The sequence below is a fragment of the Mesorhizobium muleiense genome (genome assembly GCF_900099905.1).
Classification (GTDB): Bacteria; Pseudomonadota; Alphaproteobacteria; order Rhizobiales; family Rhizobiaceae; genus Mesorhizobium; species Mesorhizobium muleiense.
The window spans coordinates 21377-39306 of record NZ_FNEE01000026.1 but is presented as its reverse complement, the minus strand read 5'-3'; the positions used below and the strand labels follow the sequence as shown (position 1 = coordinate 39306).

General features: G+C 60.0%; 28 protein-coding genes. 17 read left to right on the top strand and 11 right to left on the bottom strand.

Annotation, left to right across the window (positions count from 1 at the left end; all coding sequences use genetic code 11):
- The first annotated feature begins 125 nt into the window (after positions 1-125).
- Genes BLT09_RS28745 through BLT09_RS28735 form a run of 3 tightly spaced genes read left to right on the top strand, consistent with a single transcriptional unit; the run spans position 126 to position 1085 of the window.
- Positions 126-533, top strand: coding sequence for a DUF1515 domain-containing protein (locus tag BLT09_RS28745; protein WP_091599698.1), 408 nt, complete (start codon positions 126-128; stop codon positions 531-533).
- A 58-nt stretch (positions 534-591) separates the two neighbouring features.
- The gene (locus BLT09_RS28740; RefSeq protein ID WP_091599697.1) at positions 592-813 is read left to right on the top strand and encodes a hypothetical protein; all 222 of its coding nucleotides are present in this window, start codon (positions 592-594) and stop codon (positions 811-813) included.
- 20 nt (positions 814-833) lie between these two features.
- The gene (locus BLT09_RS28735) at positions 834-1085 is read left to right on the top strand and encodes a hypothetical protein (RefSeq protein ID WP_244529155.1); all 252 of its coding nucleotides are present in this window, start codon (positions 834-836) and stop codon (positions 1083-1085) included.
- A 289-nt stretch (positions 1086-1374) separates the two neighbouring features.
- Here BLT09_RS28735 and BLT09_RS28730 read toward each other — a convergent pair whose 3' ends face one another.
- From BLT09_RS28730 to BLT09_RS28700, 8 genes are all read right to left on the bottom strand, one after another.
- Positions 1375-1653 carry a hypothetical protein gene (locus BLT09_RS28730; protein WP_139172706.1) on the bottom strand — a complete coding sequence of 93 codons (279 nt, stop codon included), beginning with the start codon at positions 1651-1653 and terminating at the stop codon, positions 1375-1377.
- A gap of 178 nt (positions 1654-1831) precedes the next feature.
- The gene (locus BLT09_RS28725; protein WP_091599693.1) at positions 1832-2212 is read right to left on the bottom strand and encodes a hypothetical protein; all 381 of its coding nucleotides are present in this window, start codon (positions 2210-2212) and stop codon (positions 1832-1834) included.
- Positions 2213-2259: 47 nt separating this feature from the next.
- A complete protein-coding gene (locus BLT09_RS28720; protein ID WP_091599690.1) occupies positions 2260-2517 on the bottom strand; it encodes a DUF2312 domain-containing protein in 258 nt (85 codons plus the stop codon).
- 27 nt (positions 2518-2544) lie between these two features.
- The gene (locus BLT09_RS35275; protein ID WP_244529153.1) at positions 2545-2934 is read right to left on the bottom strand and encodes a hypothetical protein; all 390 of its coding nucleotides are present in this window, start codon (positions 2932-2934) and stop codon (positions 2545-2547) included.
- Positions 2931-3134 (bottom strand): hypothetical protein, encoded by a 204-nt coding sequence (locus BLT09_RS28710; protein WP_091599686.1) that lies wholly within the window; start codon positions 3132-3134, stop codon positions 2931-2933. The genes BLT09_RS35275 and BLT09_RS28710 overlap by 4 nt, the downstream gene beginning before the upstream one ends.
- A complete protein-coding gene (locus BLT09_RS28705; protein WP_091599683.1) occupies positions 3131-4069 on the bottom strand; it encodes a recombinase RecT in 939 nt (312 codons plus the stop codon). Before BLT09_RS28705 ends, BLT09_RS28710 begins: the two co-directional genes overlap by 4 nt.
- Positions 4035-4241, bottom strand: coding sequence for a hypothetical protein (locus BLT09_RS34005; RefSeq protein WP_139172705.1), 207 nt, complete (start codon positions 4239-4241; stop codon positions 4035-4037). Before BLT09_RS34005 ends, BLT09_RS28705 begins: the two co-directional genes overlap by 35 nt.
- Positions 4238-5098 carry a PD-(D/E)XK nuclease-like domain-containing protein gene (locus tag BLT09_RS28700; RefSeq protein ID WP_167366566.1) on the bottom strand — a complete coding sequence of 287 codons (861 nt, stop codon included), beginning with the start codon at positions 5096-5098 and terminating at the stop codon, positions 4238-4240. Before BLT09_RS28700 ends, BLT09_RS34005 begins: the two co-directional genes overlap by 4 nt.
- Positions 5099-5391: 293 nt before the next feature.
- Between BLT09_RS28700 and BLT09_RS28695 the strand changes: the two genes are divergently transcribed.
- A complete protein-coding gene (locus BLT09_RS28695) occupies positions 5392-5625 on the top strand; it encodes a hypothetical protein (protein WP_091599677.1) in 234 nt (77 codons plus the stop codon).
- 49 nt (positions 5626-5674) lie between these two features.
- Here the strand turns inward: BLT09_RS28695 and BLT09_RS28690 are convergent, their stop codons facing one another.
- Complete coding sequence (locus tag BLT09_RS28690; RefSeq protein ID WP_244529151.1) at positions 5675-6313, bottom strand: helix-turn-helix domain-containing protein; 639 nt, start codon at positions 6311-6313, stop codon at positions 5675-5677.
- A gap of 192 nt (positions 6314-6505) precedes the next feature.
- Between BLT09_RS28690 and BLT09_RS28685 the strand changes: the two genes are divergently transcribed.
- From BLT09_RS28685 to BLT09_RS28630, 12 genes are all read left to right on the top strand, one after another.
- Positions 6506-6730, top strand: a complete 225-nt coding sequence (locus tag BLT09_RS28685; RefSeq protein WP_139172704.1) for a hypothetical protein — start codon at positions 6506-6508, stop codon at positions 6728-6730.
- A complete protein-coding gene (locus BLT09_RS28680; protein ID WP_091599671.1) occupies positions 6727-6948 on the top strand; it encodes a hypothetical protein in 222 nt (73 codons plus the stop codon). Before BLT09_RS28685 ends, BLT09_RS28680 begins: the two co-directional genes overlap by 4 nt.
- A gap of 2 nt (positions 6949-6950) precedes the next feature.
- A complete protein-coding gene (locus BLT09_RS28675) occupies positions 6951-7247 on the top strand; it encodes a hypothetical protein (protein WP_091599667.1) in 297 nt (98 codons plus the stop codon).
- Positions 7244-8734 carry a DEAD/DEAH box helicase gene (locus BLT09_RS28670; RefSeq protein ID WP_091599664.1) on the top strand — a complete coding sequence of 497 codons (1491 nt, stop codon included), beginning with the start codon at positions 7244-7246 and terminating at the stop codon, positions 8732-8734. The genes BLT09_RS28675 and BLT09_RS28670 overlap by 4 nt, the downstream gene beginning before the upstream one ends.
- Positions 8731-9195: a hypothetical protein gene (locus tag BLT09_RS28665; RefSeq protein WP_244529149.1), complete on the top strand. Its 465-nt coding sequence runs from the start codon at positions 8731-8733 to the stop codon at positions 9193-9195. Before BLT09_RS28670 ends, BLT09_RS28665 begins: the two co-directional genes overlap by 4 nt.
- Before the next feature lies 1 nt (position 9196).
- On the top strand, positions 9197-9706 hold the full coding sequence (ssb, locus tag BLT09_RS28660) for a single-stranded DNA-binding protein (protein WP_091599661.1): 510 nt from the start codon (positions 9197-9199) through the stop codon (positions 9704-9706).
- Positions 9707-9716: 10 nt separating this feature from the next.
- Entirely contained in the window at positions 9717-10082 is a 366-nt protein-coding gene (locus BLT09_RS28655; protein ID WP_091599658.1) for a DUF4031 domain-containing protein, read from the top strand.
- Positions 10082-10477: a VRR-NUC domain-containing protein gene (locus BLT09_RS28650; protein ID WP_167366565.1), complete on the top strand. Its 396-nt coding sequence runs from the start codon at positions 10082-10084 to the stop codon at positions 10475-10477. Before BLT09_RS28655 ends, BLT09_RS28650 begins: the two co-directional genes overlap by 1 nt.
- 38 nt (positions 10478-10515) lie before the next feature.
- Entirely contained in the window at positions 10516-11388 is an 873-nt protein-coding gene (locus BLT09_RS28645) for a CHC2 zinc finger domain-containing protein (protein WP_091599653.1), read from the top strand.
- Entirely contained in the window at positions 11385-11717 is a 333-nt protein-coding gene (locus BLT09_RS28640) for a helix-turn-helix domain-containing protein (protein ID WP_091599650.1), read from the top strand. Before BLT09_RS28645 ends, BLT09_RS28640 begins: the two co-directional genes overlap by 4 nt.
- A 104-nt stretch (positions 11718-11821) precedes the next feature.
- A complete protein-coding gene (locus BLT09_RS28635; protein WP_167366564.1) occupies positions 11822-13252 on the top strand; it encodes a virulence-associated E family protein in 1431 nt (476 codons plus the stop codon).
- Positions 13253-13497: 245 nt separating this feature from the next.
- On the top strand, positions 13498-14289 hold the full coding sequence (locus BLT09_RS28630) for a glycoside hydrolase family 108 protein (protein ID WP_091599645.1): 792 nt from the start codon (positions 13498-13500) through the stop codon (positions 14287-14289).
- Positions 14290-14446: 157 nt separating this feature from the next.
- Here BLT09_RS28630 and BLT09_RS28625 read toward each other — a convergent pair whose 3' ends face one another.
- Complete coding sequence (locus BLT09_RS28625) at positions 14447-15553, bottom strand: site-specific integrase (RefSeq protein ID WP_091599642.1); 1107 nt, start codon at positions 15551-15553, stop codon at positions 14447-14449.
- A gap of 151 nt (positions 15554-15704) precedes the next feature.
- Between BLT09_RS28625 and BLT09_RS28620 the strand changes: the two genes are divergently transcribed.
- Complete coding sequence (locus BLT09_RS28620) at positions 15705-16505, top strand: phosphate/phosphite/phosphonate ABC transporter substrate-binding protein (protein ID WP_091599639.1); 801 nt, start codon at positions 15705-15707, stop codon at positions 16503-16505.
- A gap of 4 nt (positions 16506-16509) precedes the next feature.
- On the opposite strand, the gene BLT09_RS28615 is transcribed toward BLT09_RS28620, so the two are convergent.
- Positions 16510-17877 carry a M24 family metallopeptidase gene (locus tag BLT09_RS28615; protein ID WP_091599636.1) on the bottom strand — a complete coding sequence of 456 codons (1368 nt, stop codon included), beginning with the start codon at positions 17875-17877 and terminating at the stop codon, positions 16510-16512.
- Positions 17878-17930: the final 53 nt, after the last annotated feature.

Here is a 17930-nt window from a genome sequence, read left to right as displayed (position 1 = left end):
GTCACCCATTTTGAAAGCGATACCAGACCACCGGACCTACTCGCAAGAGGTGTAGCAGGCTGTTTGTACAGCCAACCTTTTGCCTCTAGCTACGTTATTCCAATAGCCGCGCGGAGACTGGTCTATTGGCAGACATCAACGATGTAATGTTAGCTCTCGGGCGCGTCCAGGAAGGCGTAAACCGATTGCGTGACGACTTCGGCGACGAAAAGCGTCTTGCGCATGAAAGCCGCGCCGTCATCCATCATCGGCTTGACGAGCAGGGCAACGAGATTGCCAACCTGAGAACTGACGTGGCAATCGCGGGCAAGGTTGATGCCCAGGTTCGCGACGAGATCAAGGCGCTCGCCGGAAAGGTCGAGGCAAACCAAGATGAAGTTCTTCCGTCCGTCCAGGATTGGAAGCGCATGAAGACAATCGGGATCGGGATCGCCGGCCTCCTGGCGCTCGGTGGCTTGTCGTTCGGCGCGCTTATCATGTGGGCTGGCGATGCCGCCGTTGCGGCTATTCGGCATTGGTTGCGGATCACCTGAGTTTTCCGCGTCAACTCTTGCCGGTTCATGGTCTCCCGCCGAACCTGGAGATCATGCCATGATCAAGACCTTGCGCCGCTGGCGCACCTGGATTTTCAACATCCTCGCCGCCGCTGCCCTCGCGCTGCCGGATATCCTGCAATCGCTTGGTGGCATCTATTGGGGCGACATCGTTCCACCGAAGTATCTGCCGTACTTCACGATCTTCGTGGTTCTCACAAACATTTGGATGCGCCCTCGCGCCGCTGTCCTGCCTGACGATGACGAGGCGAGCAAGTGACAATGTTGCTTTGGAGGCTCGTGGCGGCGGCGTTGATCTGTGTCGCGCTGTTCCTTGGCGGATACGCCAAGGGCCGTTCTGATGGGCGCGTCGAAGTCCTGAAAGACACAGTGAAGGCCTACCAGAAACGGAACGATGTCGATGCGACTGTCAAGAATATGGATGCTGCTGCTTTGTGCGTTGAGCTTGGCGGGGTGCGCGACGAGTGCGAGCAATTGCGCAGGCTGGACGCCGCCGCCGAAGATCAACAATCCGGTGCGCCTCGCGACTGAGGAAGAACCTTTGTCGCGATGGGTCGTTTCGACCAAGCGCTACGGCTCGGCGCAAGGCTGCTGGAAATAATCGGCGGCGGCGGTTGAGAGCCCTCAAGCGCCGATGGCTGAGGCTTAGGCGCATATCGATCAGGGCGAGGCGCGAACATTCCTATGCGGTTCGCTTCCCAATCGTAGACCTGTTCACCGCGCTCGATCCTGCCCTTGATCTCACGTGCTCGTGCTAGGTTCTCCCATGCGCTGGCGGCATACTTGTTTGCGTAGTAGCTATCTGAGTTGAACACCATGATCACGCCCTCCGCCTTGATCCGGTTGCGTTGTCGCGCACCAAGACATCGCCTATCGGCAAGCGCCCGGTCTCGCGCAAGTTCGCCAGCGCCTTGGCTGGCGGCATGTAAGAGCGCCGGCCTGGCCTGGTCGCTTCGTCTTCCTGATGCCAGCGCAATTCGAGGCGGCACATTTCCGACCACAGGCCAAGGGCTTTGGCCTGGTCACGCTCGCGGCGCATGGCGCGGAACAGGTCATAGAGTTCTGCGCCGCGTTTCATGCGTCGATTGTTGAAAGCCATGCGGCATGTCGTGCAACAAAACTGTCGGCCCGCCTTGCGGTCATTCCAGAGCTTGCCGCATTCGAGGCATCCGATGTGTCGGGCGATCATGTGTTGCGCTCCTGATGCGAAAAGAACCACGACGTTTAAACGCGTCGCGGTTCCCATATAGCAACATGTTGCGATTAGCGCAACAGTGTTATGCCGCCTTCGACTTCTTGTCCTTCTTCAAGAAATCCGGAACGTCAGCGTCGGCCGCCACGGGGGCCTCCTCGACATCGCTCCATCCCTCGACCTCGGCAAAGTCTGGATCGTTCTCGGCCTGCTCTTGGCCTTCGATACCATCCTCGGTCTCGACCTTCTCTTGGACTTCGCTATTGCTCTGCGGTTGATCCTCGATCCGCCGCGTCTTCTGCTCTGTCTTCACGTCTTCGACGGTCGCCGCCTTCAAGAGCGTCGCATAGTCTCCGGTCGCGTGCGCCTCCCTGACGATGCTGAGCGCGTTGAACTGCTCGTCCAGCGTCTTGCCGGTCGGCAGGAATGCCTTGATGACGATTGCTATTCCAGTCTGATTTGCCATGTGGATGATCTCCGTTGCTGGCGTGGTGGTTGGTGCGCGGTTTGGCCTCAGACCATCCCGAGTGCGGCTTTGTAGAGGTCTAGAATGCTTTCTTCCTCCTGCCGCTCGGCCTGGTCCTTCTTGCGCTGGCGGATGATCGTGCGCATGGCCTTAGTATCAAAGCCTGTTCCCTTTGCCTCGGCGAACACTTCCTTGATATCGTCGCCGATGGTCTTCTTTTCTTCCTCCAGGCGCTCGATGCGCTCGATGAAGGCGCGCAACTGGCCGGCTGCGACGGTCTGCGATGTCTCTGTGATGTCGTCCATGGATTTTCCCTTCGGTTCTCTGGTTGACTACTTGGCGATGAAGGCGCGGACGGCTGCGTCTTTGGCCTCCAGTAGCTTGTTGAGCGCCTTGGTGCGCTCGGGATTGCGGGGTAGGGTCTTGGTCATGTTTTCGGCCATCTGTCCGAACGGCCGGCTGATCTCCTTCAATGCGGGTGGGAGGTGGTCGAACGCGAAGAACTGCAAGACGTGATCGGTGTCGGCAGGCTTGGCTGGCGGCTGATCCTTCCATTCCTCAATGAGGTCATGGCGGCTGGGCTCGCCGTCGCCGTTGTAATAGCCGTCCTTGGTGTACGCCCTGCCAAGCCAGAAGTAATTTCCATCCGGCCCGGCGCGCATTGGCCCTGTCTTGTCGCCGATCCTGCTGCGGTAAAACTTTCCGTCTTCAAGCTGCATCATGTTCCCCTGAGTAGTTTTGACGTTGCCTTGATCTTGTGGTGAGCGAGGATCGTCGCGGTTTCGTCGCAGTGTCCAAGGCCGGCGATCCTGTCGAGTTCGTCGGCCAATTGCCTAAGTTCGTAGGCAGCATTCGCGATGTCGCGCTTGTCGCCTGTGCGGATTTCCACGCGCGAAAATCCGGGGATCGTCTCGGCGCTCATATGTCGTCTCCCGGTCGCTGGTCGGGACCGTCATAGTCCAGCAACTCGCCCGTCTCGTGGTCATAGGGCTCGTCGCTTTGGTCCTGCTCGGGCTCGGGCTTCGCCTGCTCCGCCTTCTTCGGCGTAACGTCCTTGAGCGCCGCCGCCGCGCCGCCTCGCTTCTTGCTGGTCGGCAACGGATCGGCGGGAACGGTCTCGCCACCATTGGTCGCCTCAAAGTCGTAATCATCATCGATCCGCTCGGCGGCTTGGTGCAGCGCGTCGCGGTCACTGCTCGACGGCAGATATTTCGACAGGCGACGAAACACCGTCTTGCGCGCCATTTCGCTCCAGTCGGTCGCCCAGGGCGTCGACTTGATCTTGTTCGCCTTGAATGCCCGGTAGGCGTCGGATCGGTCGCGGATGCGGTTCACGTCCGCGACAGACATGACCTCGTGGACAATTCCGCCGTCCTTCATTTCGGCAAGCGCATAGACCGTGTGAGGCTCGCCGCGCTCGGCTTCATGATTAATTTCGTGATGGATCGGCTGCGAAAGGTTTGTCGGCGAGTGACGGAAAACATCGCCCTTGCGGACGATTTCAACAACGATGCCTTTGATCGCTCCACTGTTGTAGGCGAGTTTCAGAAGCCCCCGCATCATCGGGCGATATTGGACATCGCCGTTGTAATCAACGACAAGCGCAGCCTCGCGCCCGTCCAGGATCAAGCCGTCTGCTGCCGCCTTGGTACATGCGGCAAGCAGAGATTGCGGGTTCTTCACCTTCTCGATATTGCGCGTCAACGCAATCGCCGTCTGAGCGGTGCGAACGAACTTCTCGGCGGTGATGTGGCCTGGCAAGGCCTTGGCAAACTCGGTCTGCATTCTCGCGACGTGATCGCGAAGCGTGACCGGCTTCTGCTCAGCCCGCATAGGTAGTGTGCTGGTCTGCGACATTGATCTCTCTCAACAGGCTGGCGGCGCGATCCTGGACCGTGCCGACTGTGGTTTCTTTGACTTGCACCAGAACAGCGACTGCGATGGCGCGGTTTCGGCTCGGATCGGCGCGGCGATAGAAGTACGCCGCGCACCAAAATTTACGGGTTCGGCCGGCGAGGGTGAGCGTCACGCCGCTTCCTCGCTGTCGAGCCCAGGCGCTTCGGTGAGCCGGTAAGCCCAGCGCTTGAACGAAAGCTCCTGAACGCCCTCACCATATGCCGGCCAATGGTTGGCCTTGACGCATTCGGCGTAGGTGTCGAGCGCCTTGCGCATGACGGCGCGGCCCTCGTCCACGATGGACGGCGGAAGCTCGTAGACTGCGAAGGCGTAAGGCGGCTCCTTCTCGAAAACGAGGAAGGCGAACCAATCGACATCGCGGCCAAGCGCTCGCCATCCGTCCGAATAGTGGGCCTCCTGGGCGTGATAGCCGTAGCTGATGACGGCGCGAGCGAATGCGTCGGGGTGCGCCGATCTCGCTGATTTCACGTCAAGGATGCCGCGCAAGTCGGGGCGGCTAAGATCGGGGCGGCAACGGCAAATCTGGCCGGTCGCCGGATCGATCCAGTAGCCGGATGCCTCGATCTCGGGCTTGCCGCCTGTGATGATTGAGTTGATCCGCTCGTCGGCGTGAACGGTATCGCGGATTGCAAGCACGCCATCATAATCACCCGAGGTGAGCAGCAATTTGCCATCGGCCGTGCAGACTTCGGCGAGGTCTTTCCACTTGTTGCCGCGCCTGTCGTCTGGGCCGCGAACAACCTTGGCCTCGAATAGATCGGGCTGGAGGATGGCGAGGTGGCAGGCTTCGCCGAAGTCGAGCGCCTTAGTTGCCGTGCGCTCGCCGAATTTGTAGTGAGCCGGCGATTGCGTCTCTATCGTCCACAGGCCCGACTTAGAGACGCCTGGGCCGGCGTGATACGCTTCATTCGGAACGCCGTGATAGACGCCCGGCTTGAAGCCCTTGGGGATCGTGACGAGTTGGTTCACTGCTGTTGCTCCTACTGTTGTTGATGTTGTCATCATCGCAACAATAAGCGCAACACTGCGCAACGGTCAATAGGCTGAATTTCAGGATTTCAGAATTTAATCGATTGACGAAACGTGGGAGGCGTGCGTTATTCGCAACAGTCGCTCACCTCCTCCCGAGCGACCGCTAAATCGCCCGGCCCGGCTCCCTCCCGGTGTCGGGCGTCTTTTAATTCCACCAGTTCGCGATCTCAACCGTCTCGCGCTCATGCTGACCGCGCAGACTGCCTCATCCTGATCGAAAGGGAAAACCGATGCGCTATACCAGACTGTTCTATTCGGGGTATCTTTTCTTTGCTGCCACCATCAGCGCCGTTCTTTCGCTGCCCTGGCTCGACGCACGCTCCGCGCTGGACTTCAACGCGATGCGCTCCGAGGCTCACGACAATCCTGCGCCGCTGAGCCGGTTCCGCGCCTTCGTTGCCCGAGCGCTGAAACACGACTGCTTCACTGCCGGCTATTTCGACCCTGGGCGATCCTTCGCCTAATCGGTAGAATGGTATAAAATAGGAAGCCCGCCAGTTAGGCGGGCTTTTTCTATGGGATCATCGCCAAGACAGGCGTTGCCGCTTCAAGCGAAACTTCCTTCGGTTCGCCAGTCGCGCAGATTACACTTGCCTCTCCTGTCTTCCTGGCGCGCTCGATCTTGGCAAGGAACTGCTTACCGTCGCGAGCCCGGCAGATAGACAGTGCACCAATCGCAGCCGGATCGATGCTATCTGCCTGCCGAAACAAAACCACAGCGTCATCCATGACGGACAGTGGCCCTTTCAGGGCGCGTATTTGTGCGCCAATGATTCGGCTGTTCCCGTGAACCGTTATCGATGCCTGGGCGCGCTCAATCACGGCCTGAGGCAGCGGTTTTGGGTCCGCGAGCATTTCCATAACGCCGCGCTCGTCTATGATTGCGGCAAGCAAAATGTTTGTGGATTGTTCCTCCAGGCCAATAGACACCCCGGCATGAACAAGAACGTCAGCGACGGAGACGCCTAGAAATCTCGCGATCTCGTTGGCTTCTTCCATCTTCATTTTACGTTGACCTGAAAACATCCGCGAAACTGCGGACGCGTCTACCCCTAAGTGCCGGGCCAAGCCGCGAACTGACTTGCCCCCTTCCGCCAGCTTTTCGATGAACCAATCCTTATCGATAGCCGGTCTCTCCATCGTCTTATGCATGCTTACACCGTTGCGTGATTTTGAAAAATCTCCGCCGCATCCGCACTGTTGCAGCTTTCGCAACAAGTATCAAGGCGCACGGGATAGGCCATGGGGATTAGCGATTTTAGGTTAATCGTGCCTTGACTAGGCTTGACGATGTGAAAAACGCAACGTACTGTTGTGAAACATGCACCAAAAGGAGACACCTCGTTGACGAAAATCCATAAAACTCCGTGGCAAAAAGTGCATGCAAAGTTCGGCATGCCTCCATCGCAGTTCGCTCGCGTCCTAAATCGGCACAGGTCGAAGATCAGCCGGGCGCTGCGCGACGACAAGGGGCTGATCAGCGGCAGAGATCAAGAACTGCTGATCGAGGTCGCATCGAACTACAATATTCCGCTCACGTCTGACGATCTGACGCCGGAAGTCCAATGACCGACGAGGCGCGACCGGCGCTCACGCTGGCTCAGCAAGCGGATTTTGTCGACGGCATGGTTCTGCACTGCACGATGCTCGGCGGCGTGATTGCCGGCGAAACTCATCTGACGATCACGGCTCGCGAGGTCGAGGATTTGTTGCTGCTCGGCGCTCGCCTTCGCCGGATGGCTCCGCATGAAAGCGCAATCAAGCGACTGGTTATCGGGAGAAATTAGCCATGGGATTTTTCAAGCAAGTCGAGGGTGAGGCGGCAATCGTCATCATCAACGGTGTTTTCAAACAAGTCGATATCTATGAGCGCGACGGCAACCTGTACGCCAAGACGGCGGGCGGTTTCGTTCGCCTCATGGCTGACGGCTCGACAAGCAAAGCCAAGATGAGCCTCAACTACATGTCTTGGAATGGCAAGCTGCTGCGCGATAGCTGGGGCCGGCTCTGCACGTCTGACGCACCGGGAGCCAAGCCGCTTGAGGCTCCTAAGGCGCAGCTGCTGCTTGGGTCTTCGGCTGAATGATCACGCTGCGCGAAGATCAGGAAGACGTTCGGGCCAAGCTTAGGATTGCGCTGCGCACGCATGCGTCAGTCCTGGCATACGCTCCGACCGGCTTCGGCAAAACCGTCCTTGCGGCGGCGCTGATCAAGCTAATCATAGCTGCCGGAAAGCGCGTCATCTTTTGCGTCCATCGCGTCGATCTAATTACGCAAACCGCCAAGACCTTCGAAAAATTCGGCATCCCGTTTTCCTACATCGCGGCCGGCTATCACTTCAACCCGTATCATCGGGTGTTTATCGCTTCGATTGCGTCGCTGAGAAACCGCCTGGGCAAAATCCCTGCGGATTACGTCATGGTCGATGAGGCGCACCTGTCGGCGGCGGCTGGATGGGCGGCGGTTGCTCTGCACTACAAGGCCGAAGGCGCGCGCTTGATCGGCTACACCGGATCGCCCGAGCGTCTGGACGGTAAGCCTCTTGGCGATGTTTGGGATACGATGGTTCTGGGGCCGTCGCCGCGCTGGCTGATCGACAACGGGCACCTCTCCAGATACCGCGCGTTCTCTCCTGCCGGGCTCGATCTGAGCGGGCTCCACGTGCGCGGCGGCGAATATGTTGCGTCCGAGCTTGATGATCTGATGTCGGGCAAGGCCGTTCTTTCTAACGCGGTCAAGCATTGGCGCAAGTACGCCCTCGGCAAGCGCACAATCGGCTTTGCGCCCTCGGTCGCCAGCGCCGAACGTCTCGCCGCTACGTTCCGTGAAAAAGGGATCATGGCCGTCGCACTCGATGGCAACACGCCTCAGCCTGACCGGGTATCTGCGTTCAACGCCTTCGCCGACAGGCAGATTGATCTGATCATCAATTGCCAACTGTTTTGTGAGGGCTTCGATCTCGCCGCCCAGGTCGACCGGCCCGTCACGATTGAGGCGGTGCTTGATAATTCGCCTTCGAGATCACGGGCGCGGCATCTGCAAAAACATGGTCGCGGGCTGCGGCAAGACGGGACAGGCGTTCCTCATATCCTGCTCGATCTCGTCGGCGGCTTCGCTCGCCTCGGTCTGCCTGATGATGAATTCGAATGGTCGCTTGAGGGTACGGCGAAAGCCTTGCGCGAAGAAGAGCTTATGAAATGCACGAGGTGCTTTTACTCGCACGACCCGGCCCCGAAATGTCCGGACTGCGGCTTGGTTTATCCGGTCAAGAAACGCGACGCGCTCGGCCTGGGCGGGCGCGTCATCGGCGAAGTCGACGGGGAGCTTGAAGAAATCGACCTGGAGGCGGCGCGCCGCGACCGCAAGCGCCAGCATGACGAGACGGCCCGTCAATTGGCGTCCGACATCAAGAAGGGCCTCACTGACGATCTTGCTCCCGACATCAGGAAGCAGCTGAAAATCCTGCTCGAAACGACCACGGCCAAAAAATCAAAGTCGCCCGAAAAATGGGCGGCTCACGTTCTGACTGCGAGGCTTGCGAAAAAGGCGGAAAGGCAAGGGGATTACCGATGATGAAGCAGCACATAAACGTCAACGCGCTCAAGACGCGTCATACGGCAGCGTCGTTCGTCACGAGCATGGTTGACGACGATCTTACCAAGCTTGAGCGGGCCGCGCCTTCAATGCAGTCCGACAAAAAGGGCCTGGTTCTAGCCCCTATCGATTGTCCTTGCTGCAAGCAGCGGGTGACCGTTCCGACGCTGGATATCGTGATCGATCGCTACAAGGTCACGCCGCTTGAGGCTCGCATTCTCGGCGCGGTTTGGAAGGGCAAAGGCATGCCCGTCATGACCGAAAGAATTTTCGACGCCATGTACTCGGACGATCCCGATGGCGGGCCGTCGCCGACGCGCATGTACGCCGCTTTCAAGGTGGCTCTCTGTCACCTTCGGGCTCGCTTGGCCGGGTCCGGTATCGCTGTGGAAAATGTCGGCTACCGCCAAGGGTATCGCCTCATCCTGGGAGTTTATTGAAATGGCCGGCTCACTCAACAAAGTAACGCTGATCGGCAACCTCGGGGCCGATCCCGATATTAAAAATCTCAACAGCGGCGTCTCGGTCGCGAACTTCTCTCTCGCCACGTCCGAAAGCTGGAAGGACAAGACCACAGGCGAAAAGAAAGAGGTGACGCAATGGCATCGCGTCGTCGTCTGGAATGATGGGCTGATCGGCGTCATCGACAAATACGTCAAGAAGGGCAGCAAGGTCTACATCGAGGGCGAGTTGCAAACCCGCAAATGGGAAAAGGATGGCGTCGATCATTACGCGACTGAGGTTGTCCTGACTGGCTTTGGTGGCAAGCTGATCCTGCTCGGCGACAGCGGCGGCGGTGCGCGGTCTGATCAGAACGGCAACGCCGACAGGCCGGGCAACAAGAGCGGCAGCTACGGCGAGCAGTCTGGCGGGACTGCGCGCAACGGGGACGGCGGCGGCGCGTCTCGTCAGTCTTCGCAACGCCAGCTTGACGACGAAATTCCGTTCTGAGGGCAAGGCAATGGCTGTCTACGTTGACGACATGAAAGCGCCGTTCGGCAACATGGTCATGTGCCACATGTGGGCCGATACCGACGATGAACTTTTGGCGATGGTCGACAAGATCGGCGTTCAACGGAAGTGGATACAGGGCCACCAAGAGCTTTCGTTTGGTAAGCACAAACGGGCTTCCTGGGTCCACTTCGATATCGCCATGAGCAAGCGAGCGCTCGCGGTGAAGAACGGCGCGGTTGAGACCGACAGGTTTGGTCCACTGGAGCATACCGCCAAGCTCGCAATCGCCAAGGGCAGCGAGATAGGCAACGCCGATCTCATCGCCTACGGCGAAAAGCGCCTCGCTATGGTCGCTGAATGCAGGGCGAGGTAATGGCCGAAGCCGATTTAATGCGCCGGCTGCAAAAGCTCGCGTCCTCTCTCGGGGCGCGACTTTTCAGGCAGCAAGTCGGCATGGCCTGGGTTGGCAACAAAGTGCTGTCTGGCCCCGGCGTCTTTCACCTCGCGCGTGGCGATATCGTGATCCGAAACGCGCGTCCGTTCCATGCCGGCGTGCCTGGAATGTCTGATCTCGGCGGCTGGGTTCGGGTCGAGATCACGCCTGACATGATCGGCTCAACCGTCGCTGTTTACGCTCAGGTCGAGGTGAAGGAAGGCGGCAGGCCAACGAGTGAACAACTCGCGTGGATCAATGCCGTCAACGGCGCTGGAGGCAAGGCCGGCGTCGCGCGGGATGAGGCCGACTTGAGGCGCATTCTCGGGCTTTGAACGCTTCTTAGATTTTTTGCAAATCGTAGGGATTTTCCATGGCTTCCGATGTCGAGCGCTTGCGGCGCGATGTTTCCCTGCCGGCCACAGTCGAAAGCTTCGGGGTCAAGCTTGAGAATGACGGCGACGAATGGGTTGCCTGCTGCCCGTTCCACGCGGAAGACACGCCGTCATTCACGATTTTCAAGGGCAAGGATCACGTCCAGCGTTTCCAGTGCTTTGGCTGCGGAGAGCGAGGCGACGTTCTCGACTTCGTTCAAGGGATCAAGGGCGTCGATCTCAAGGAGGCAATCAGCATCCTCGGCGGTGGCAAGGCCGGGCCGAACATAGAGCCGCGCAAGGTCGAGGCGAGGGATGTTTACGCGGGGATCACGCCGCTCGATCCTGCGCGGACGATCATCGCCGGAAACAAGGTGACGCTCTACAATCCAAAGCGCGCGGGCACAGAGCGCGAATGGGGATCGTTCACGCCGTCGATGATGTTTCCCTACTATCGTGCGACCGGAACGCTGCTTGGCTACGTGCTGCGCCACGATCTGCCTGACGGCGGCAAGGAAACCCCGATGGTCATGTGGGTGCGCCTGCCGAACGGCAAAGAATGCTGGTCGCGTTTCCCGTTTCCCAGGCCGCGCCCGCTCTATGGGCTCGACGGACTGCGTGACGGGCAGGTGATAGTTGTCGAGGGCGAGAAGTGCCGCGACAAGCTCGCCAGCGCCAGCGGTCGCAATGTCGTCTCTTGGCCGGGCGGAACCTACGGCCTCAATCATGCCGATTGGTCGCCGCTGGTCGGGCGCTCGGTCGTGATCTGGCCGGATGACGATGTGCCTGGCCTGCGGACTGCCGTCGAGATCGCCGCGCTCCTGACGAAAATCGGTTGCTCGGTGAAGATGATGCAGAGGGCGGCGAAATGAACTCTTGCCCTTGCTGCGGCTTCAAGGAAGGCACCGGAAACCCGTTTCAGATCGCGCGCACGCTGCGACTGACGCGGAAGGAGCGCGCGCTGTTCGATATCTTCGCCAACAATTTCGGCAGGTTTATTTCCTCCGGCGATATCGTCGGCGCGATGTATGCCGACGATCCCGATGGCGGGCCTGATACAGCCGAAAATTCCCTGTGTGTCGGAATGCCTAAATTCAAGGAGAAGCTTCGCACGCGCGGCCTGGATCTCGACGTGAAGCGTGGGCGCGGCGGCGGTCGCCGCATGGTGTGGGCAAAGACCGGTCGCGCTGCCAAGAAATGACATATTCCTTTTCAGACTGGCAGGCAGGCAAGCAGCCAAAGAAGGGCTGGGATTGCGCCGACGCGGTTGATGATGGCTGGTCGAAAGATCAGCTTGACGCATTCATGCGCGCGACCGCTAGGCCATGGTCGCCACCGCAACAGAAGCCGGCAGGCGAGCCCGCTGAGAGGCGCGAGCTTGCCGCCGCTCCTGCGAAGCCTGCCAGCCCGTCCAAGCCCGTGCCTGAGGCGCGCACGGTGCAGCAAGCCCAGCCCGAGGCGGCGACCGTTACCCAGCTTCATACGCGCAAGACTGTCGCGGCGGATGATGGCTGGCAACTCGGCCTGATCTGCAATGAGGAAGGCAAGATCAAACCTGGCGTCACGAAAAATTGGGGCCTGTTCCTGGAGAACCATCCCGAGACGGTCGGCGTGTTCGCCTTCGACGCCTTCAAGCTGCGCGTCATGCTGATGCGTCGCCCGCCGTGGGAGGCGAAAGGCTCGGCCTGGGAACCTCGCGCCGTCCAGGATCGCGACTATAGCGAGGCGGTCATGTGGCTTGAGGGCCGATACATGACGCCGAAGGCATCGAATATCGCAGCTGTGATCCAGACCGTCGCGGAACATTCGAGCTTCGACCGGCTGCGCGACTATCTCGGCGGCCTCGAATGGGACGGCAAGCCACGCGTGAAGCAATTCGCCAACGATTACCTCGGCTGCGTCGGCGACAACTATGCGCCAATCGTAAGCGAGCGTTGGCTGATCTCCAGCGTGGCGCGCGGGCTCAAGCCTGGCTGCAAGGTCGACACAATGCCGATCATTGAAGGGCCGCAAGGGCTGCTCAAGTCGACGGCGCTGAGGGCGCTCTATGGCTCTGAGTTCTTCACTGACGAACTATCCGACATCGGGTCCAAGGATGCGATGATGGAATTGCAGGGCATATGGGGCCTTGAGGTCGCGGAAATGCACCGCTTCTCTGCCGCCGAAACCAACGCCGTAAAGAAATTCCTGTCACGTCAGGCAGACCGCTTTCGCCCGCCTTACGGTCGCTCGGTCATTGAAGTGCCACGCCGCGTCGTTCTCAATGGCACGATCAACCCAGAAGGCAACGCATATCTTCGCGATCCGACTGGCGCTCGCCGCTTCTGGCCGCTTGAGGCGCGCAAGATCAACATCGACGCGATCTATCGGGATCGTGATCAGCTTTGGGCTGAGGCTGTGGCGTTGTTCAAGGCCGGTGCGCAATGGTGGGTCCGTGAGGAAGAACAGGAAGCGGTCGAGGCCGAACAGGAAAAGCGCACCGACGTTGACGTGTGGGTCGACCACATCGCGCCGATGCTCAAGACGCGAACGTCAATCACGCAATTGGAGATTTTCGAGGCGCTTGGCATTCCGAAAAAGGATGCCGACTGGAAGCATTCAACGCGCGTCGGCCGGATCATGAAAAAGTTGGGATGGCTCACCGGCCGCGACCGCAAGGACGGCGAGGATCGGATCGTGTTCCGCAACCCAAAAGGTAACTTGCTGGCATACGGCGAGGAAAAACTAGACTGGTGAAAATGAAAGAGCCGCGAGCCGGCTCATTCCGGTCGCGGCCCCGTCACCCTGATTTGCCTCATTTCGCCGGGTTCATGGTCCACTGCTCCATGCGCGGCCCAGCGCCGATCTACTCGGACGATGACGGCCATGTTCACCAATCTCACAGGAGGTGATTGGCAGGAGTACCCGCGCCGGAGCGTTCGATACCGCCAACCATTGCCGGGGATAGTTGTCGCGGTTTCACGCTCAAGGAGATAATCGCAATGGCTTCCGGAAATCTGCCTGCCTGTCTCAAAGTCTCGCTCGTGCATGAGGGCGGATGGTCCGACCATCCGAAAGACCCAGGCGGGGCGACTATGAAGGGGATCACGCTTGCGACGTTCCGCCGCTTCAAGCCTGGCGCGAGCAAAACCCAGCTTCGCAACATCAGTCAGACGGACGTTGAATTTATCTATCGTGGCGGCTTCTGGAGCCCGATCCGTGGCGACGATCTGCCCCACGGTGTCGACCTGGCAACGTTCGACTTCGGCGTCAATTCGGGTCCGTCGCGCGCAGTGCGCTATCTGCAAGCCGTCGTCGGCGTCAAGGCTGACGGCAAGATCGGGCCTGGTACGCTCAAAGCGGTGATCCTGGCCGACAAGAAAAAGACGATCCAGCGCCTGTGCGCCAAGCGCCTGGGCTTCATGCAAAGCCTGAAAATCTGGAACACGTTTAAACGGGGCTGGTCCAGGCGCGTTGCTGATGTCGAGGCGATGGCCGTCGCCATGTGGCTGGCTCACGCCGGAACGCCTCCCGCGAGCCGCAAGATCGAGCTTGACGTTGAGGCTGACAAGGCGGCGGGCAAAGCCAGGACCCAGGAGCAAGGCGCAGGCGGCGCGGCGGGCGGCGGCGCGACTGTCGGCGGCGGCGATGCTGCCATAACCGGTGAACCGAACTGGCTCCTGATCGCCGGGATTGCGGTCGCGGTGATCGTGGTTGTCACGGTCCTGGTGATGAAATCTCGCCAGAACAAGGATCGTGCGGCGGCATACAAGGCGGTCGCAGCTGCTGCTTGACATTTCGCAACGCTTGATGCGATAAACGCAACGCAAGCGCAGCACCTCGCCGGCTCTCTGAGCAAGCGAACTAGAAGCTACAAAAGGGCGGACCATTAGCGACCGCACCGGCCCAAGGGTAAGGACTGCTAATTCCTTGGGAGAATTCAAGCCCGGCTTAATCGCCGGGCTTTTTCGTTGCGGCCTCCAGCCATTTCCAGCCGGCGTATTTGTCGCCGGTCTGGCGAATGTGCGTGTAACGCTTTAGGGACTGCCAAGAGCGATGTCCGGAGACAGCTGCGACGTGGGGAATGTTTAAGCCCATTTCGAACAGCCGGCTTATTCCCTCGTGGCGTAGGTCGTGAAAATGAAGATCCTCGATCTCTGTCATGTCGCAAGCTTCGCTCCAGGCTTTTCCGAGGGTGTCGGGCACATAGGGAAATATCCTGTCGCCGCTGCGCGGCATGGCCTGGATGATCCTAAGAGCCGGCTCGGGCAGGTCGCACCAAACGTTGTTGCCGGTCTTCTCGGTCGGGTTTTTCATGTCGCGGACCAAGATGCGGGAATGCTGCTCGTCCAGGTCGGGCCACCGGATATTGGTGATTTCCTCCCGCCGCCGCGTCGAGAATAGGGCGAACGGGACGATCTTGGTCATTGGTGCTGCCGTCGATTTCCTCCCGGCAAGGAAGGTCATGAGCTTTTCTAGTTCTTCCATCGTCGGGCGGCGCTCGCGAACGTTGGACTTGCCGACGATACCCATGCGCTTAAGCACCACGTAGGCGTCATCAAATGCGCTTTTGTCGAGCGGGTACCCCCATGCCGGCCTTGCGATATCGAAGATAGGTGAGAGGTGCGACAGATACCCCGCTACGGTTTGCGGCGTTCGGATTGTCGGGTGACGGGCGTTTGAATGTCGCCCTGCCGAAAGTTCCTGTGCCAGAGTGACGATATGGGGGCTGGCTATTTCGTCGCACACCATGTCAACAATCGGGAACCTCAGGAGCATGTTTAGGGCTTGCGCTTTGGATCGACGGATGACGGTCGCGCTCTCGCTGCGGTACTGCTCTATCACCTTGCGCAGCTTCACCTTGTCGGCGCTCTCTCGCTCGATCTGGCCCGGCTGGGAAAGCTCATCCTCGCGCCGGGCGATCCAGCCCGCCGCCGCTGGCCGGCGATCAAATGTCTTGCTCTCGCGATGGACAACTTTCCCGTCTCGCTTGATGATGATTTTCGCCATATGGGCAGCGGTGCCATTGGCGCGCTTACGCGTTACAATTGTTCCCATTTAGTATCACAAGGCTCCATTCGGTATTACCTTGTGATATCTACAGGCATCAAATGCGCTGCGATATGGTCTAATACGCAACGATCCGCAACATGTTGAGCAACATGCGCAACGATAAAAGGAAATAAATTCAACGATGACAAGCGGTTACATGGGGCTATTCGTTGCCGGCTTGCCGATGTACGACTGGTCTGAAATGCGGAGCGAGGTCGACGCCCAATGGGCGCGGCTGCGTGATGCCTTCCGGCAAAAAGGCATCGACGCGCCGCAGACCATCGCTCGCGTCAATGCCGATCTGCGGCCTGTGGACGGCGGCATCCGCGACGCCGCCGGAAAGGTCATGGCGCCCGATCCGGCGACGCTGCCGCCGGACGAGTTGGATTTTTTCGGCCTCTGGCTGCATCCGGCGCTGCTGTTCGCACAGACCTGCTGGGGTCCGATGGAACTCGGGCTGGCGACGCATGTTCAACTGGTCGGCCAGCCGCGTTACGACGCGTTCGAGGGCGGGCAGGGTGAACTCTATTCGAGTGCGCTGGTGATGCGTGCAGGTGAAGCGCCAACGGTTGGCTCACCGTCCGACGGCAGCCCGCTCATCCCGCTCGATGTCCTGCGTGGCAAGCATTTTACCTTCAACAGCCTCGATTCCATGTCGGGCATTATCGCGCCGGCGCGTGACCTGGAGGCGCTGGGCGAAAGCCTGGACATCTTCTCCGAGCGCAGCGAAAGCGGTGGCCACCGCGCCTCGATCGTCGCCATTGCCGAGGGCAAGGCCGATGTCGCGGCCATCGACTGCCAGAGCTGGGCCAATGCGCGGCGCTTCGAGCCGGCAGCGGAAGCGGTCACAGTCGTCGGCTGGACAACGCGGCGCAAGGGCCTGCCGTTCATCACTGCCAGAACGACACCGGAAAAGATCGTGGAGGCGCTGCGCGAGGTGGTCGCGGCGACCGCATAAAAAATCAGTCGCCGAGCAGCCGCTCGTCGAGCGGATAGGTCGAAAGCTGCTCGTTGCCGGTTTCGGTGATCAGGATCTGCTCTTCGATCTTGACGCCCTCGCGTCCGCCAAGCCGGCCGATATAGCTCTCGACGCAAAGCACCATGCCCGACACAAGCACGCCGTCGGGCGTGTCTTCGGTCCAGTCGATGGCATGCGGCAGCGTCGGGTATTCGTCGGCCAGGCCGACACCGTGATAGAGCACGCCGTAACGCGTCGGGAAACAATCTGCGGGCGGCACCGCCGAGCGTTCGACAAGATCGCGGAACGATGTGCCCGGCTGCATCAGGCCGATGTTGTGGGCGATCTGATCGGCGGCGATGCGAAACAGCTCGCGTTGCTCGTTGGATGGCTCGGTGTCGCCGCAGAGCCAGGTGCGCGACAGGTCGGCGCAGAAACCGTAAGGGCCGATCAAATCGGTATCGAAAGCGACGAGATCGCCGGCTGCGATCGTTCGCGACGAGCATTCCTGGAACCAGGGATTGGTGCGCGGGCCGGACGTCAACAGCCGGGTTTCGACCCATTCGCCGCCACGCGCGATGTTGCCGCGGTGGAGTTCGGCCCACAGTTCGTTTTCGGAAATTCCTGGCCTCAATGCTGCTTCCATCTCGCCCATCGCCGCCTCGCAGGCGACGATCGACCGGCGCATGGCCAGAATTTCGTCGGGCGATTTGATCAGGCGTGCATTTTCCATCAGCGCTTCGCCATTGCCGATCGAGATGCCGAGGCGGGCGAGCGCTTCGACGCCCTCGGGATTGATGTGATCGACGGCGATGCGGCCGATACCGCCGCCATGCTGCTTGACCAGATCGGCGATCCCGGTGGCCCAGCGGCGGACTTTTTGCTCGGTGAGTTCGCCGCTGTAGAGATAGATCCACGACACTGCCGGCCGAACCTCGTCGACGACGCCGGAGTGGTCGGAAAGGTGCTCGCAGGAAAAATAGTCGAACAGCACCACCGGACCTTCGGTGGCAACGAAACAATGTCTTGTCGGATTGTGTGCGACCCAGAGCTGCATGTTGGTCGAGTCGGTCGCATAGCGGATGTTGATCGGATCGTAGAGCAAGGCTCCCGCATAGCCGCGGCGCTTCAGCTCGGCGCGGATGCGGTCGAGCCGGTATTGGCGCATGGCGGGCAGGTCGGGAGCAGCAATGCCGGCGGCGTGCCACTCGGCTTCCGCCATTGCGCCGTAGCCAAGCACATGCTGGTTGAGTTCAGCGGCCTTCTGCCGCGATTTCAGGCGCAACGCATCGATTGAGCCTGCTTCGTCTGGCTCGAACGGCGCGATCCTGCGATGACGACCGAACCGTCGCTCGACGCCCGGATCGCTCATTTCCCTATCCTCCCGATATCAATCGGCCGCGCGGGTCAGGCCCGAGGGCGGGC

Coding starts and splice junctions, on each gene's coding strand:
- BLT09_RS28740 (WP_091599697.1), top strand. CDS start 592: ATGATCAAGACCTTGCGCCGCTGGCGCACCTGGATTTTCAACATCCTC.
- BLT09_RS28730 (WP_139172706.1), bottom strand. CDS start 1,653: ATGGCTTTCAACAATCGACGCATGAAACGCGGCGCAGAACTCTATGAC.
- BLT09_RS28725 (WP_091599693.1), bottom strand. CDS start 2,212: ATGGCAAATCAGACTGGAATAGCAATCGTCATCAAGGCATTCCTGCCG.
- BLT09_RS28720 (WP_091599690.1), bottom strand. CDS start 2,517: ATGGACGACATCACAGAGACATCGCAGACCGTCGCAGCCGGCCAGTTG.
- BLT09_RS35275 (WP_244529153.1), bottom strand. CDS start 2,934: ATGATGCAGCTTGAAGACGGAAAGTTTTACCGCAGCAGGATCGGCGAC.
- BLT09_RS28710 (WP_091599686.1), bottom strand. CDS start 3,134: ATGAGCGCCGAGACGATCCCCGGATTTTCGCGCGTGGAAATCCGCACA.
- BLT09_RS28705 (WP_091599683.1), bottom strand. CDS start 4,069: ATGTCGCAGACCAGCACACTACCTATGCGGGCTGAGCAGAAGCCGGTC.
- BLT09_RS28695 (WP_091599677.1), top strand. CDS start 5,392: ATGCGCTATACCAGACTGTTCTATTCGGGGTATCTTTTCTTTGCTGCC.
- BLT09_RS28690 (WP_244529151.1), bottom strand. CDS start 6,313: ATGCATAAGACGATGGAGAGACCGGCTATCGATAAGGATTGGTTCATC.
- BLT09_RS28680 (WP_091599671.1), top strand. CDS start 6,727: ATGACCGACGAGGCGCGACCGGCGCTCACGCTGGCTCAGCAAGCGGAT.
- BLT09_RS28675 (WP_091599667.1), top strand. CDS start 6,951: ATGGGATTTTTCAAGCAAGTCGAGGGTGAGGCGGCAATCGTCATCATC.
- BLT09_RS28670 (WP_091599664.1), top strand. CDS start 7,244: ATGATCACGCTGCGCGAAGATCAGGAAGACGTTCGGGCCAAGCTTAGG.
- BLT09_RS28665 (WP_244529149.1), top strand. CDS start 8,731: ATGATGAAGCAGCACATAAACGTCAACGCGCTCAAGACGCGTCATACG.
- ssb (WP_091599661.1), top strand. CDS start 9,197: ATGGCCGGCTCACTCAACAAAGTAACGCTGATCGGCAACCTCGGGGCC.
- BLT09_RS28655 (WP_091599658.1), top strand. CDS start 9,717: ATGGCTGTCTACGTTGACGACATGAAAGCGCCGTTCGGCAACATGGTC.
- BLT09_RS28650 (WP_167366565.1), top strand. CDS start 10,082: ATGGCCGAAGCCGATTTAATGCGCCGGCTGCAAAAGCTCGCGTCCTCT.
- BLT09_RS28645 (WP_091599653.1), top strand. CDS start 10,516: ATGGCTTCCGATGTCGAGCGCTTGCGGCGCGATGTTTCCCTGCCGGCC.
- BLT09_RS28640 (WP_091599650.1), top strand. CDS start 11,385: ATGAACTCTTGCCCTTGCTGCGGCTTCAAGGAAGGCACCGGAAACCCG.
- BLT09_RS28635 (WP_167366564.1), top strand. CDS start 11,822: ATGCGCGCGACCGCTAGGCCATGGTCGCCACCGCAACAGAAGCCGGCA.
- BLT09_RS28630 (WP_091599645.1), top strand. CDS start 13,498: ATGGCTTCCGGAAATCTGCCTGCCTGTCTCAAAGTCTCGCTCGTGCAT.
- BLT09_RS28625 (WP_091599642.1), bottom strand. CDS start 15,553: ATGGGAACAATTGTAACGCGTAAGCGCGCCAATGGCACCGCTGCCCAT.
- BLT09_RS28620 (WP_091599639.1), top strand. CDS start 15,705: ATGGGGCTATTCGTTGCCGGCTTGCCGATGTACGACTGGTCTGAAATG.
- BLT09_RS28615 (WP_091599636.1), bottom strand. CDS start 17,877: ATGAGCGATCCGGGCGTCGAGCGACGGTTCGGTCGTCATCGCAGGATC.